The following is a 14,497-nucleotide window of genomic DNA, read 5'->3' as shown; positions in this document are numbered from 1 at the left end:
TTAACATCATTTCAATGTTAACTATGTTAAGTTAATATTACCTTTGCAAAAAATTAATGTTATGTCAAATATTTACATCGGATATCATTTTACAATTGCTCCATTAGAATTAGGAAGTGAAATTTTAATTGCTGAATTAGGTGAAAAAGCTTTTGAAAGTTTTATTGAAACCGAAACAGGAATTTCTGCTTATGTTCAAAAAGATTTATGGAGCGAAACTATCTTAGAAGATATTCAAATTTTAGATAATCCTGAATTTAAAATCAATTATACTTTTGAAGAAATTGAGCAAGTAAATTGGAATGAAGAATGGGAAAAAAACTTCGAAGCTATTGAAGTAGACGGAAAATGTCATGTGAGAGCGCCATTTCATGAAAAAACAAATGCTGAATACGATATTGTAATTGAACCAAAAATGAGTTTTGGAACGGGTCACCATGAAACAACTCACATGATGATTCAACATATTTTGGAAACCGATTTTTCGAATAAAAAAACCTTAGACATGGGTTGCGGAACTGCAATTTTAGCCATTTTAGCTGAGATGAAAGGTGCACAACCTATTGATGCCATTGATATTGATAATTGGTGTTATTTAAACTCAATTGAAAATGCAGAACGTAATAATTGCAAGCATATTTCGGTTTACGAAGGTGATGCTTCTTTATTAGTTGAAAAAAAATACGACATTATCATTGCAAACATCAATCGTAATATTCTTTTAAACGATATGCAACAATATGTAGATTGTTTAAACGAAAACGGGATTCTATTCTTAAGCGGATTTTATACTGAAGATATTCCTGTAATATCAGAAAGTTGTACTTCGAAAGGATTAACCTATGTAAAACAATTTGAAAGAAACAATTGGGTTGCATTGAAATTTGTGAAATAGTTAGGAGTTAGGAGATGGAAGTTTAACTTTTTTAAATCTTAAATTTGATTTCTGAATTTGAACTTGATTTTTGAACTTGATTTTTGAATTTGATTTTTGAATTTAAATTTGATTCAGTATTTTTGTAAAGAACTTTCAAACGTAAAGAAAATGAGCACGATAGAAAAAGTACAAGAAGAAGTTTTAGTAGCAGAAGCTGTTGGTGTTAATAACGAAATTGTATTACATAATGACGATGTAAATACATTTGACCATGTTATTGATACATTAATGAGAGTCTGCCAACATGATGAATTACAAGCTGAACAATGTGCTTTATTAGTACATTATAAAGGCCAATGCACGGTTAAAACGGGTCCGATTGACCAATTAAAACCACAATGTTCGGCATTATTAGATGCAGGATTAAGTGCTGAAATCATATAAAAAAAGTCCCGAATAATTCGGGACTTTTTATTTAACTCATTTTACCAATAGCACAACTTACATAAGATTTAGCTTTAGCTCCTAAGCTATTTGCTTCACCATCTTCTGGGTAACCTAATGCTTTTAATTTGGTTTTAACTTCATTTAATTTTTCTTCCGTTTCATAATCAAATGTTACAGAACTATCTTCTACGTGTACTGCAACATTTTTAACGGTTTCAATATCAGTAAGCCCTTTGGTAATGGTATTAGCACAGCCACTACATTTTAAATTTTGTATATAAATTGTTGTTTGCATAATTTTAAATTTTGATTACTCAAATTTACAAAATATAGCACCAACAAACCGAAACAATTGCTACTTTAACTTAACTTTAATGAGGCAATTTGTCTTTTAACAATCCATATATATAAGTTCCTAACAACGCTCCTATTAATACTACAGCAATTGCGTAAGTTCCGGTACCTAAAAGAATAAAAATAGGACCTGGACAGCTTCCTACTAAAGCCCAACCTAATCCAAATAAAATCCCTCCAATAATATATCTCCAAAAACCTCGCTCCTTCTCTATAATATGAATTGGTAAACCTTTATAGTCTTTAATTTTAAATTTTTTAATCATTTGAAGTCCTACAATACCTGTAAATAAGGCCATACCAATAATTCCATACATATGAAACGATTGAAAATGGAACATTTCATAAATACGGTACCAAGAAACTGCTTCAGCTTTTGTCAAAACAATTCCGAAAAATATTCCAGTAAGAAAAAATCTTGCTAATTTCATAGTTATGCTGTTTTAAAAATTATTGGTAAAATAAAATGTGCCATTGCTAATCCACCTATAAAGAAACCAATAACCGCCACTAACGAAGGTAATTGTAAATTACTTAATCCAGAGATAGCATGACCTGAAGTACAACCTCCAGCATAACGTGTACCAAATCCAATTAACAAACCACCCAACAAAAGAATTGCAAATCCTTTAGGAGATTGCATCGTTTCAATACTAAAGATAGCATCAGGCATTAGTTTTCCATTAGGAGCATCAATTCCAAGTGTTTGCAATTGAGAAACAGTATCAGGATTTATATTAACACCACTTCCATTTGATAAAAAGTAAAACGCGATAAAACCTCCAACAAAAGCACCTAACACAACAGCTAAGCTCCATTTTTGCTCACGCCAATCCATTTTAAAAAAATCACTAAATTTTCCAGCTCCTGCCATAGAACACATAGTTCTAAGATTAGATGACATTCCGAAAGATTTTCCGAAATATGTTAAAATAAGCATTGTCATCCCAATTAAAAAACCAGAAATAGCCCAATGCCATGTTCCAAAAATCAATTCCATAGTTGTTTACAATTTTGTACAAAAATAGAAATTCAAATTGGTATTTGTAACTTTTGTTACATTTTATAGTAAATTTGAAGCATTAAACAAATGCTTATCAAATGAAAAAGTTTTCAATCGAATTCAAATGGGCTATCATTACAACAATTATATTTTTAGCTTGGATGACTTTAGAAAAACAATTGGGTTTTCACACTGAAAAAATCAAATGGGAACCTTTATTTAATATTTTATATATTTTCCCATTATTTCTGCTTTACTTTTTAGCTTTAAGAGAAAAGAAAGTAAAATATTATAATGCCAATATGAATTGGAAACAAGGTATTATTTCTGCAATCGTAATCTCTTTTATCATTGTGGTCTTTAGTCCTATTGCCCAATTTATTCTTCATGAATTCATAAGCCCTAACTTTTTAAGTAATACCATCAACTACACGGTTGAAAGTAAAAAATTATCATTAGAAGAAGCAAAAGAATACACAACATTATCTAGTTCAATATGGAAAAATATTTCAGATAGTTTATCTTTTGGAGTTGTCATTGGCGCGATTGTTGCATATATTTTAAAAACAAAAACCAACTAAAATGAAATACTTGTTTACTTTATTCATAGCTTTTTTGCTTACTAGCTGTGTAAGTACTAAATCAACTATTAAAAATGTTGACAACACCGCTTTGCGTCCATTAGTAAAAGATAAAGCTTATATCATTACTGAATATGCCACTGATGGTAAATATGGATATGATCAGGATTATCCAATTAATATTGGTTTTATAAACGAAAAACAAGAAGATATTAATATTCAATATTATTTCAGTGGACTTGAAGGTCCAAATGGTGAAAAAATTAGCTATAAAAAAGTAGATACTTGTTGCCCTTTTCCAACAAAAAATAGTTTGATGGGTGCTGGAACTATAGGTATGTATGAAGTAACATTTGAAGGAAGTAATAAAAAAATCACCTTGTATTTCAATATTTATGAAAAAGGAAAAATCCTATGTCCAAAAGGATTTTCAATTAAAAAATTTCCAGCAAGAGATAAATAAAAACTATTTTTTAATCTGTAACATAAGTAACCTTTTCTACTGCTGTAGGAAAGGTTTTTCTTTTTATCTTTGCAACTTCAAAATCAACACAAAATGAATTTAAAAAACATTCCACAAATAAAACATACAGAAAGCGGTAATTTCTTTTTATTAGCAGGACCATGTGCTATTGAAGGTGAAGAAATGGCTATGCGAATTGCAGAAAAACTAGTTTCCGTTACTGATAAATTAGAAATTCCTTTTGTTTTCAAAGGTTCTTTCAAAAAAGCAAACCGTTCTAGAGTAGATAGTTTTACTGGAATTGGTGATGAAAAAGCATTGAAAATTCTTCAAAAAGTATCAAAAGAATTTGGAGTTCCAACCGTTACTGATATTCATACGAACGAAGATGCGGTAATGGCGGCTGAATATGTAGATATTTTACAAATTCCAGCTTTCTTAGTACGTCAAACGGATTTAGTAGTAGCTGCTGCCAATACAGGTAAAACTGTAAACTTAAAGAAAGGACAATTTATGAGTCCTGAAAGCATGAAACATGCCGTGCAAAAAGTATTAGATAGTCACAACGAAAATGTAATGGTAACTGATAGAGGAACTATGTTTGGATACCAAGACATGATTGTAGATTTCAGAGGAATTCCTACGATGCAACAATATGCGTCAACCGTATTAGATGTAACGCATTCGCTACAACAACCAAATCAAACTACTGGTGTTACAGGTGGTCGCCCAGATATGATTGAAACTATTGCAAAAGCAGGTATTGCTGTTGGAGTTGACGGTATTTTCATTGAAACACATTTCGATCCTGCAAATGCTAAAAGCGATGGTGCTAATATGTTACACTTAGATTACTTTGAAGGATTAATGACAAAACTAGTAGCCATCCGCAAAACCGTAAATCAATTTTAATTTTTTATAACTTCAAATGAAACATCCATTTTTAATGGCTGTACTAACTTTTTGTGTTTTTTCACAGTACACCTTTTCGCAAGAAACAGTCGAAAATCCTGAAAAATTCACGAGTAAAAACAAAGGGAAATTCTATGTATACTGGGGAGGAAATAGAGAATCTTATTCCAAATCTGATATCCACTTCAAAGGTGCTGATTACGATTTTACTTTATATGATGTTGAAGCTCATGATAAACCTAAAGGTTGGCATTGCGATTATATCAATCCTGCAAGAATGACTATTCCACAAACTAATTTAAGGATAGGATACTTTATAAATGATCACTACAATATTTCAATTGGGGTTGACCATATGAAATATGTTATGTACAACGACAGAAGAGTTAATTATTCAGGTTATTATCCAAATGCAGGATCGTACAATGAAAATCCTGTAGATGGACAACTAACATTAGACGAAGATTTTTTACTTTTTGAACATACAGATGGCTTAAACTATGTAAATACTGAATTTTCTAGAGTGGATGATATTTCATCACTTTTTAAACTACCAAATACTGATAAATTTCAAATTAACATCTCTGAAGGAATTGGAGTTGGATTTTTATACCCAAAAACTAATAGCACCTTACTTGGTAAAGAACGTCATGATGATTTTAATATAGCTGGATATGGTATTTCTGCTAAAGCAGCTTTGAATTTTACCTTCTTTAAATACTTCTTTATCCAAACTGAATTAAAAGGAGGATTTATCGATATGAATAATATTCGTACCACAAAAGACCCAGCAGACTCTGCAGAACAACATTTTTGGTTCTTACAACGTATTATTGCTGTTGGAGGAATTTTTAGATTGTAATATTTAATATTGTATTAGAAAGCCACGAATTTTTAAAAGTTCGTGGCTTTTTATTTATAAAGTAATTTTGCTTCCGAAATAACATCAATTAAAATAACATTATCTATTTCTTCAATAGAAAAATAACGCAACGATTTAACGGTATTTCTCTTTTCATCAACCAAAGTTTCTTGATTTCTTTTCAGTTCAAATCCTTTGGCAAAGCCAAGATCTAAAAAACCTTTTTTATGATTGGGAGCCAAATAACAAAATGGCTTTTTCTTATAATACACATACGGAATGCCCCATTTGAAAAGTAATTCAGATTGCGAAAGCTCCTGCTCTACTACTGCTAATACATGTAACATCATCGCTTGGTATTGTTCAGGTTGGCGGAGTATATATACTTCTGTGGGTTTCATTTAAAAAAACATTTTTTCAAAAATAATGTAAAAATTGTTTGGTCAACAAATTATTTATTATTTACTTTGTATTTCAAAGTACTTTAAAATGGAAAACGAAAAATATCTTAACGACATTACCGAAATCAAAAATTTGATGAACAAATCATCACGTTTTATATCTTTGAGTGGTTTATCTGGAATTTTAGCTGGAATTTATGCTTTAATTGGGGCATGGTTAGCTTATAAGACCATTTACTTTGATACTTCAACAATGGGCGCTTATCGCAATTTAATCATTTCTGAAGCTGCTGTAATTCGATTATTGATAATAGCAACATCCGTTTTGGTGTTGTCAATTGTAACTGGAATTGTGTTAAGTATCAGTAAAGCGAGAAAAAGTCATGAAAATGTATGGAATACCGCTTCAAAAAGATTGGTTATCAACTTTATGATTCCTTTGGCAACTGGTGGATTTTTTATTATCTTTTTAATCGAAAAAGACATGTTGGGTTTAGTTGCTCCATTAACTTTGATATTCTACGGATTAGCCTGTGTAAATGCTAGCAAATATACTTTGGGAGATGTTCGTTATTTAGGAATAACCATGATTGCTTTGGGATTATTATCTACTTGGTTCTTGGGTTATGGCTTATTATTCTGGGCGTTAGGTTTTGGAGGTTGTCACATTTTATACGGAAGTTTAATGTATTTTAAATACGAGAGAAAGTAATATGTATTTTTTGATTGGATTAAGTTCTCTTTTATTATTATGTATATTTTGGCTTAGAAAGAAAAAAATAAATTATTTTAAAATTATCTTTTTTTCGTCAGTTATTTTATATTTAATCCCCATTTTAGCTTTTCAATATGAAAGTTATATGATTAAACAAGAAATGGAAAAGTACGACATTAATAAAGATGGATTTTTCTCAAAAGATGAAATGACATATGAGTTGGAAGAACTTGAAAATAATTTAATAAATGATTCTGGATTTGGAATTTTTGCCTTTTTTGGCTACCCTTTTTGCTTATTATATACAATCATTTTAGCTTTAATATTTCATATTGGAAAAAAACTTTTAATGCCTTTACTCATAAACCATAAACTTTTAAACTAAACATGCTAAACATCATCCAAAATATCAACAAAGCCTTTGATCACCGAATTCGTTTGGGGATTATGTCGGTATTGATGGTGAATGAAAGTGCCGATTTTAATATGCTAAAGGAACTTTTAGGCGTAACAGATGGTAACTTGGCTTCGCATACTAAAGCGCTAGAATTAGAAAATTACATTCAAATTGAGAAACAGTTTATTGGCAAAAAACCCAACACAAAATATAGTGCTACAAAAGAAGGAAGAATTGCCTTTACTTCTCACATCGAGGCGCTTGAAAAATTAATCAAAAAAAGTTAAACCTATTTTTTTATCTACATACTTTGAAATTCAAAGTACTTTTAAATATTTGTTATGAGAGATTTATTTATAGAAAAAATGTACGAACTCAGTAAAAAACCGTATCAAAAATTCTTTAAGAAAGGAAAAGCTTGGGAAGTTAAAGTCAATCAATTGATTCAACTTCCAAATGATAGCCTGGGATTTCATTTAGGATGCTTTTTGCTGAAATACAATTTTGAAATCCAACCTAAGTTAGAAGACCATGATATTATTCACGTGCTAACCAACACTGGAATTTCAGTTGTGGAAGAAATAGGTATGCAATATTATCTCTTTGGCAACGGTAAACGAAGCTTGTATTTGATAATGGTAATCGTTTCTGGAACACTCTTCTATCCTACTCGATTTTCGTATTTCAAACAACAATATAAACGAGGGAAGACAGCACATGAATTCTACGGATTGGATTTTTTAAATATGCTTTCGATTCCACTAACTCACATTCAACAAACCTTTAATATTCAATAACATGAACAAACTCATTAACATTAGTATGACCATCGGAATTTTATTCTTTATCGGAATTGAAATTACAAAAAACATCAGTTCAGAGGCTCAAACAAAAATAAAAACCACATGGAAAAAGATTTTTTAAAACTTCCTCTTGCTATTCAAATGGCAATTGTATCGTTTGGAATTGGAACAATTCTGTTTGCTTGTTTTTTCTTTGTGAAGGATAAAATGCAAATGGTAGTAATAGGCTATAATTTTGTAATTATATGTTTCATTGTTAATAGCTTAATGCTATTAAAACTAATTTATGATTGGTTTAGAAATCCACATAAAAAGAAAATAATCTTAAAGCAGATGATTATTCTATTACTAAACATACCAATAGCTTATGCCTATTTTCTCATTCTTTATTATTCTGTAACATCAAACTCACCTTATAAATTTTAATCATCATGGAAACACAATTTCAACAAGAACCAAAAGTATCGTTCTTTCAAACCACAACCGCTAAAATGATCATGGTTGGGATTCTAACCTTAGTATTAATCATTCCACTTGCTTTAGTGCAAGAATTAATCGTAGAAAGAAGCCAACGCCAAAAAGAAGTCATTACTGAAACCACTGCCAAATGGGGAAATTCCGTTTATTTTTATGGTCCTATTTTAAAAGTGCCATACAAAGACCCTATGACGGGAGCCAATAATTATGCTTATTTCTTTCCAGAAGAATTGAATAACAAAACCGAAGTTACCATGGTAAAACCTTTGGAAAGAAGCATTTATAAATCAAATGTTTTTACTACAAAAATGCAATTTGAAGGTAATTATACCACACCTAATTTCGTTTCAAAAGGAATTCCAGCCGAAAACATTTATTGGAATCGAGCTAAAATTATGATTCGTACCACCAATTTAAAAAGTCTAAAAGACGAAGTAAAAATGAAAATTGGGAATCAAAATTTAGCTTTTGAATCGGTTGCTAATAATGTGAACGATAGTATTGAAAGTTTAGAAACTAATTACTTTGATTATAAAACGATGGAAAGCCAAGCTTCATTTAATTTTACAATTTCATTCAACGGAAGTAAGCAAGTAAAAATAGTTCCAATAGGAAAAACTACCGATGCTAAAATGACATCGAATTGGAATTCGCCTAACTTCAATGGAAACTTCTCTCCTATTTCAAGAGAAATTACGGATAAAGGTTTTGAAGCAAATTGGAAAGTATTACATTTCAACCGTCCGTTTGCACAACACTATTTTGAAAGTTTACCAGAACTAGGAAAATACGCTTTTGCTGCAGATTTCATTACGCCAGTTGACGAATACCAACAAAACGAGCGTGCATCTAAATATGGTTTTTTAGTAGTCGGATTAACGTTTTTAATCTTCTTTTTAATTCAGTCGATAAGTAAAATTAACATCCATATTTTCCAATATTCGATGATTGGAATTGCTTTGATTATGTTTTACACGTTATTGATTTCCATTACCGAACATAGTACGTTTTCGTTTGCTTATTTAGTGGCAGGAGCATCGGTAATTGTTTTGATTTCGCTCTATTCGATTTCGATTTTAAAGGATAAAAAATTCCCGATGTTCATCGGCGCTTCGTTGAGTGTTTTATATACTTTTATTTATGTGATTATTCAACTTGAAGATTATGCTTTATTAGTAGGAAGTATTGGATTGTTCTTGATATTGGCAGCCGTGATGTATTTCTCTAGAAAGATTGAGTGGAATAAATAAAAACAAAACCTCCGATTGAAGATTATCAATCGGAGGTTTTTAACGAGTTTAATAATTTCATCATATTCTCATAAGAAGCTACATTCATCATCCTAATTATAATATTTGAATTAAAAACTTCGATTTCTAAATCAAAACTTGAATTTAAATTTTTAAAATAATCTGTGATTACTTTGTCTTGAGTAGATTTTTTAATTATCTCTGTTATATATCCTTTAATTATTTCAGTATTTTCATCAATAAATACACTCATAATATTTTGAATTATTGGCTGTTTAATAAAACAATAATGTCCCGAAAATTTGAAATCCTTAACCCAGAAAACAATATTTGTATTCTCATTTCTAGAGTGATACTTACTATTAATAGCTTTTGAAGTTGTATTAGCTATAAAAATAGACAGATTATTTTTATGATACATATCTGTACAAGTCCAATCTTCAAAACTTGTAAATGTTATAGAGTTTTCTAAAAATTCAATTTCAGATTCGGAGAAGATTTGAAAATTAAATCCATTATCCAATAAATAATTCTTAATTAAGATAAACTCTCTTTCTAAATCACCATCTTCTGTATAGTATTTATTCAAAACATGCTCGGATGTTCTCCTATTTTCATCATAGAAAACAATTTCATCAGGTATTTCATCAGAATATTCATATTCATTCTGAGTTTCGCTTACTTTCATTTTTTCTCCTGTTAAAGGATCATCTAAAAGAGCAATAATTTCTTTATTTGATAATGGCTTTTCTTCTTTTTTTGCTAATCTTCTTTTTTGATCAATTTTAAGAACCCATAAACCAATTACAAAAACAAAAAAAGCAACTGAAAAAAGTACAATAAAACGTGTTTCCATAGAAATGAAATTAAAAAACTCCAAATGAAAATTAGTTTCAAATTGGAGTTTTTTATTTTATTATGAGTAAATTACTTTTTACTAATTAATGACTCCCCTCCACTTCAATTGCATCTACATCAATATTCTGTTTTTTCAAAATACCTTTAACTAGAATGGCAAATAAAGTTAAGTAAGCAAAACAAACAACTGCTACAATATATGATTGGTGAATTCCAATAATATCAGATAATTTACCTTGCAATGGAGGAATAATTCCACCACCTAAAATCATCATTACCAAGAAAGCTGAACCTTGCGAAGTATATTTTCCTAATCCAATAATTGATAAACTAAAAATCGCTGGCCACATAATACTACAAGCCAATCCTCCTGATAAAAAGGCGTAAATAGCAACTGTTCCAGAAGACATTAATCCAATTAACATAGCAGCAATTCCAAATGTTCCAAAAATCATTAAAGTTCTTGCTGGTTTATCTTTACTCCAGAAGAAAGCAGCAATTTGTAACACCACACAAACAATGTAGTAATACAATGGCTTCATATCTTTACCCGAAACAATATTAATTCCTAAAATAATACCAAATGCAATTAAAGGTACAATTACTAAAGCAATGATTTTCTTTGTTCCCTGTAAACTAAAGGCGCTAATAGCTCCAGCCCAACGCCCAATCATCAAACTTCCCCAATACATAGAAACATAAGGCGCAATATCGGATGATTGTAAACTTCCAAATTCCTCTAATTTTAATAACTCTCCTAAATTACTTCCAATCGCTACTTCTACTCCAACGTATGTAAAAATGGCTAACATTCCTAAAACTAATTGCGGATATTGCATTGCACCCCAACCCTCAGCTTTCTTTTGAGCAGCAGTATAAGAGAACAATAATCCTCCAATAACAACTAACAAAGCTCCTGTTAACCAATACATTCTAAATTGTTCAATATCTTTCTTTAGTACGGTTAATTCGGCTTGTTTTTTCTCAATTTCTAATTTATGAGAAGCAATTTGATCTCCTGTCAAGTCTTTTAATTTACCAATAGCTTTTGGCGTTTGAGCCACACTCAAATCATATTCTAAAGTTTCTATTTTCTTAGCTTCAGGACTCTTGTAACTATTAAAAACAGGGGTAAACATTACGGCTAATAAAATGGTCATAACGACTAAAGTTCGTAATGCTTTGTTTGCTTTTTCTATAGGTTCGTTTGCAATTCCCGTTGGTACTTTTTTAGAAAAATAAAATAAAGCTGCAGCTGCAATAAATAATAATCCAACTCCAATATAAAGTAAAACTACTTTATCTAATCCAAGTGATTTGATTTTATCATCCGATATCGTTTTAGCTGAACCAAATAACGCTAAAGCTACAATAATAGGTCCGATAGTTGTTCCCAATGAATTAATTCCTCCTCCTAAATTTACACGGCTAGCTCCAGTTTTTGGATCACCTAATAAAATAGCAAAAGGATTAGCAGCTGTTTGCTGTAAAGAAAATCCTAAGGCTACAATGAATAAACCTACTAGCATTCCAGCATATAAATTAGCTTCAACCGCTACAATCATAGCTCCTGCTCCTAAAGCAGAAAACAATAATCCGTAAACAATACTTTTCTTATATCCCCATTTTCCTACTACGTCTTTACCTGAAGCGTTTCCTAATGCAAAAAGCAATAAAGCTCCAATATAATAAGCGGTATAAAATGCAAAATCGACTAACTGAGATTGAAATTGGTCTAAAGAGAAATAACTTTTACAAAAAGGAATAAAAATATTATTTCCAGCTGCGATAAATCCCCAGAAAAAGAAAACCGTAATCAGCGTATACAATGCCGGATAATTTGTTGAATTTTGTTTGGTACTCATACTTTATAGTTTATTGGTTGTTTGTATAAAAAATTACAGTAAAATTGAAATTCATAAATAATCTTACAAATAATTTCTAAATATACATTTATTCATCTTTAATAAAATTGATTTTAAATAATTTTATTAACGAAAACGTTTTCGTAAAAGATAACCCATTGGTATTAAAAACAAAAAACCCGATTTACATCGGGCTTATTTTATTTTGAAGATAGTACTTCAATTTTTTCATCTACGTAATCTTGTAGGTATTTGAAGCGTTCTGTCAATTTTCCGTTTTCAGTAATTTTAGCTCTTTGTAGAATTCCGTCTTTATCTCCATTAAAGAAAGCAGGAATTACATGTTTCATAAACATTTCACCAAAACCTTCACTAGCGTCTTTTGGTAATTCACAAGGTAAATTATCAACTGACATCACCATGATAGAAGCCGGATGAGTATACGAAACTTCTTTGTGTTCGCTTGGTAAGTAACCGAAAAATGGGTCTGCAATAGTTGATGCTTTAATCGTACAAGCCACTGGTCCATCTACATCACAAGAAATATCAGCTACAACTTGAATTTTATTATCAGCAGCACGAAGCATATCACGAGTTAAAATATCAGGCGAACCATTTCCGTGAAAATGTCCAGCGATGTACATATCTGCAACTTTCGTAAAACGTTCAAAATTAGAAACGTAATCTTGTGGGTTTTTATAAAAATCAGCATTATCTAAAACCTGACCATCAATACGTTTGTTATAATCTAATACGTCTATTTGAGTGTAAACTGGCTCTGTGTATTTTTTGTTTAAGAAATCATCAACACTAACTTGTTTGATTTTTATTCCGTCTAAAATTTCTTTAGCTCCCATTCCTACTTTACCATGACCAGTAAGAACAATTTTAATATTTGGAAGCGTTTGACGTTTTAAACGAGCAATTAAATCTTCTTTACCACTTAAGGTTTCTGCTTTTGGTAAAGTGAATAAATCGTATTTGATTCCGAATCCTCTAAATCCATTATAAGCCCCTACTAAACCAGCATAACGACCAAAGCCAATCAATCTATGATTAGTTGCATCAACAATCGTTTCATGATCGTATAACTCGATATTTTTATCTAAAATAGCTTTTAACAATTTGCGATTGTATGGCTGTTTTTTAATCGTGTGCGAAAAGAAAAAGTACTTTTTATTTGGAATTAAAGCATCAACAGGAACTTCTTTTACTCCAAAAAGAACATCACAATCCGACATATCGGCAGTGACATTTAATCCTAAATTACGATATTGGTCATCAGAGAAGATTCTGATATCTGAACTTTCCACTTTTATTTCCGCTTCTGGATGTTCTGATTGTAAGCGTACTAACTCTTCTGGAGTAAAAACTACTCTTCTATCCGGTGGATTTTTTCTTTCTTTGATGATTCCAAACTTCATAGCCAACAGTATTTATAACTGAATATTGATTTAATGTTACAAATATAACTTTTTACTTTAGTTTGCACAATAGTTTTTTTATTGAAAAATTGGTAGTATTTTTGGCTCACTTTTTGAGTATAATATTATTCAAAAAACACTACTTATTACACATGGGGTCGACTGGTTTTGACAGCGAGTGGAATTGATTAGTAAGCACGTCGAGCATTGTATGTTTAGCTCGTAAATCCAAATGTACAAACCTATAAACGGCGAAAATAATTACGCTTTAGCTGCTTAATCTGAATTATAGTAAGATTTGCCAAGTTCCTACTAGGTAGGAAAGCTGGATTCTCCTCAAAAGCCTTGGTTTATGGCGGTTGGTTTAGGAGAACCGTAAATGTAAACCTAGAGAAGGTAATGCTTTAAATCCTTCTTGACACTGATAAAGCTAAGCAAAGAGTGGCGGTTTCTAGCCTTGCTCTTTGTCGAAAATTCAAGATGAAACTAAGCGTGTAGAAAGCTTTTTGATTGCTTGTTTGGACGAGAGTTCGATTCTCTCCGACTCCACTAAAGTGGACAACTCTATATTTTTGTAGATTTGTTCACTTTTTTTATTTTCTAAAACGCTATTATTCAACATTATAACTCGTAAAACTTCATTAATTCTTTGAGTTCGACATTTTTTCCCGTCAAAATAAATTTTTTCAGGAAATATCGAACTTAATAAAGCTTGTTTATCTCCTACAGAGCCATTTTTATAGAAGTTATTTATATTACCTAGAACTGAAATACCTGACTTTAACCATTTACCATATGTAAGATCAGT

The 14,497-nt window shown here is 30.7% G+C and carries 20 protein-coding genes and 1 other RNA gene; 14 read left to right on the top strand and 7 right to left on the bottom strand.

Annotated elements, in window-relative coordinates; genetic code table 11:
- Window positions 1-61: 61 nt before the first annotated feature.
- Both prmA and OJ995_RS12650 read left to right on the top strand, forming a co-directional pair.
- Window positions 62-895: a 50S ribosomal protein L11 methyltransferase gene (prmA, locus tag OJ995_RS12655; RefSeq protein ID WP_264369762.1), complete on the top strand. Its 834-nt coding sequence runs from the start codon at window positions 62-64 to the stop codon at window positions 893-895.
- A 150-nt stretch (window positions 896-1,045) separates the two neighbouring features.
- The gene (locus OJ995_RS12650) at window positions 1,046-1,321 is read left to right on the top strand and encodes an ATP-dependent Clp protease adaptor ClpS (protein WP_133607306.1); all 276 of its coding nucleotides are present in this window, start codon (window positions 1,046-1,048) and stop codon (window positions 1,319-1,321) included.
- Window positions 1,322-1,352: 31 nt separating this feature from the next.
- On the opposite strand, the gene OJ995_RS12645 is transcribed toward OJ995_RS12650, so the two are convergent.
- The 3 genes from OJ995_RS12645 to OJ995_RS12635 form a co-directional block, all read right to left on the bottom strand.
- Window positions 1,353-1,619: a heavy-metal-associated domain-containing protein gene (locus OJ995_RS12645; protein WP_264369761.1), complete on the bottom strand. Its 267-nt coding sequence runs from the start codon at window positions 1,617-1,619 to the stop codon at window positions 1,353-1,355.
- 76 nt (window positions 1,620-1,695) lie between these two features.
- Window positions 1,696-2,109 (bottom strand): DUF6691 family protein, encoded by a 414-nt coding sequence (locus OJ995_RS12640; protein ID WP_264369760.1) that lies wholly within the window; start codon window positions 2,107-2,109, stop codon window positions 1,696-1,698.
- Window positions 2,110-2,111: 2 nt separating this feature from the next.
- The gene (locus OJ995_RS12635; RefSeq protein ID WP_264369759.1) at window positions 2,112-2,678 is read right to left on the bottom strand and encodes a YeeE/YedE family protein; all 567 of its coding nucleotides are present in this window, start codon (window positions 2,676-2,678) and stop codon (window positions 2,112-2,114) included.
- A 101-nt stretch (window positions 2,679-2,779) separates the two neighbouring features.
- Here OJ995_RS12635 and OJ995_RS12630 point away from each other — a divergent pair, with 101 nt between their 5' ends.
- The 4 genes from OJ995_RS12630 (at window position 2,780) to OJ995_RS12615 (ending at window position 5,499) form a co-directional block, all read left to right on the top strand.
- A complete protein-coding gene (locus OJ995_RS12630; RefSeq protein WP_264369758.1) occupies window positions 2,780-3,262 on the top strand; it encodes a DUF4199 domain-containing protein in 483 nt (160 codons plus the stop codon).
- Window position 3,263: 1 nt separating this feature from the next.
- On the top strand, window positions 3,264-3,725 hold the full coding sequence (locus OJ995_RS12625) for a 2-dehydro-3-deoxyphosphooctonate aldolase (RefSeq protein WP_264369757.1): 462 nt from the start codon (window positions 3,264-3,266) through the stop codon (window positions 3,723-3,725).
- Window positions 3,726-3,818: 93 nt separating this feature from the next.
- Entirely contained in the window at window positions 3,819-4,637 is an 819-nt protein-coding gene (gene kdsA / locus OJ995_RS12620; protein WP_264369756.1) for a 3-deoxy-8-phosphooctulonate synthase, read from the top strand.
- Window positions 4,638-4,653: 16 nt separating this feature from the next.
- Window positions 4,654-5,499, top strand: coding sequence for a hypothetical protein (locus OJ995_RS12615; protein WP_264369755.1), 846 nt, complete (start codon window positions 4,654-4,656; stop codon window positions 5,497-5,499).
- 50 nt (window positions 5,500-5,549) lie between these two features.
- Here the strand turns inward: OJ995_RS12615 and OJ995_RS12610 are convergent, their stop codons facing one another.
- Window positions 5,550-5,900 carry a DUF1801 domain-containing protein gene (locus OJ995_RS12610; protein WP_264369754.1) on the bottom strand — a complete coding sequence of 117 codons (351 nt, stop codon included), beginning with the start codon at window positions 5,898-5,900 and terminating at the stop codon, window positions 5,550-5,552.
- An 88-nt stretch (window positions 5,901-5,988) separates the two neighbouring features.
- Here OJ995_RS12610 and OJ995_RS12605 point away from each other — a divergent pair, with 88 nt between their 5' ends.
- The 7 genes from OJ995_RS12605 (at window position 5,989) to creD (ending at window position 9,542) form a co-directional block, all read left to right on the top strand.
- Complete coding sequence (locus tag OJ995_RS12605) at window positions 5,989-6,612, top strand: hypothetical protein (protein WP_264369753.1); 624 nt, start codon at window positions 5,989-5,991, stop codon at window positions 6,610-6,612.
- Between the two features lie 148 nt (window positions 6,613-6,760).
- Window positions 6,761-7,000: a hypothetical protein gene (locus OJ995_RS12600; protein WP_264369752.1), complete on the top strand. Its 240-nt coding sequence runs from the start codon at window positions 6,761-6,763 to the stop codon at window positions 6,998-7,000.
- A gap of 2 nt (window positions 7,001-7,002) precedes the next feature.
- A complete protein-coding gene (locus tag OJ995_RS12595; protein ID WP_133606851.1) occupies window positions 7,003-7,299 on the top strand; it encodes a winged helix-turn-helix domain-containing protein in 297 nt (98 codons plus the stop codon).
- 54 nt (window positions 7,300-7,353) lie between these two features.
- Window positions 7,354-7,809 carry a hypothetical protein gene (locus OJ995_RS12590; protein ID WP_264369751.1) on the top strand — a complete coding sequence of 152 codons (456 nt, stop codon included), beginning with the start codon at window positions 7,354-7,356 and terminating at the stop codon, window positions 7,807-7,809.
- A 1-nt stretch (window position 7,810) separates the two neighbouring features.
- Entirely contained in the window at window positions 7,811-7,936 is a 126-nt protein-coding gene (locus OJ995_RS12585; protein ID WP_264369750.1) for a hypothetical protein, read from the top strand.
- Window positions 7,918-8,241, top strand: coding sequence for a hypothetical protein (locus tag OJ995_RS12580; RefSeq protein ID WP_264369749.1), 324 nt, complete (start codon window positions 7,918-7,920; stop codon window positions 8,239-8,241). The genes OJ995_RS12585 and OJ995_RS12580 overlap by 19 nt, the downstream gene beginning before the upstream one ends.
- 5 nt (window positions 8,242-8,246) lie before the next feature.
- Window positions 8,247-9,542 (top strand): cell envelope integrity protein CreD, encoded by a 1,296-nt coding sequence (gene creD / locus OJ995_RS12575; RefSeq protein WP_264369748.1) that lies wholly within the window; start codon window positions 8,247-8,249, stop codon window positions 9,540-9,542.
- A 25-nt stretch (window positions 9,543-9,567) separates the two neighbouring features.
- Here creD and OJ995_RS12570 read toward each other — a convergent pair whose 3' ends face one another.
- From OJ995_RS12570 to OJ995_RS12560, 3 genes are all read right to left on the bottom strand, one after another.
- Window positions 9,568-10,398: a hypothetical protein gene (locus OJ995_RS12570; RefSeq protein WP_264369747.1), complete on the bottom strand. Its 831-nt coding sequence runs from the start codon at window positions 10,396-10,398 to the stop codon at window positions 9,568-9,570.
- Window positions 10,399-10,483: 85 nt separating this feature from the next.
- A complete protein-coding gene (locus OJ995_RS12565) occupies window positions 10,484-12,265 on the bottom strand; it encodes an MFS transporter (RefSeq protein ID WP_264369746.1) in 1,782 nt (593 codons plus the stop codon).
- A 200-nt stretch (window positions 12,266-12,465) separates the two neighbouring features.
- A complete protein-coding gene (locus OJ995_RS12560; protein WP_264369745.1) occupies window positions 12,466-13,689 on the bottom strand; it encodes an NAD(P)-dependent oxidoreductase in 1,224 nt (407 codons plus the stop codon).
- Between the two features lie 154 nt (window positions 13,690-13,843).
- Between OJ995_RS12560 and ssrA the strand changes: the two genes are divergently transcribed.
- Window positions 13,844-14,241, top strand: a transfer-messenger RNA (tmRNA) gene (ssrA, locus tag OJ995_RS12555).
- Window positions 14,242-14,497 lie beyond the last annotated feature (256 nt).

This window comes from Flavobacterium lacisediminis (assembly GCF_025909975.1).
Lineage (GTDB): Bacteria > Bacteroidota > Bacteroidia > Flavobacteriales > Flavobacteriaceae > Flavobacterium > Flavobacterium lacisediminis.
Note: the sequence above shows the minus strand (reverse complement) of the source record. Positions and strands in the feature narration are given on the sequence as shown.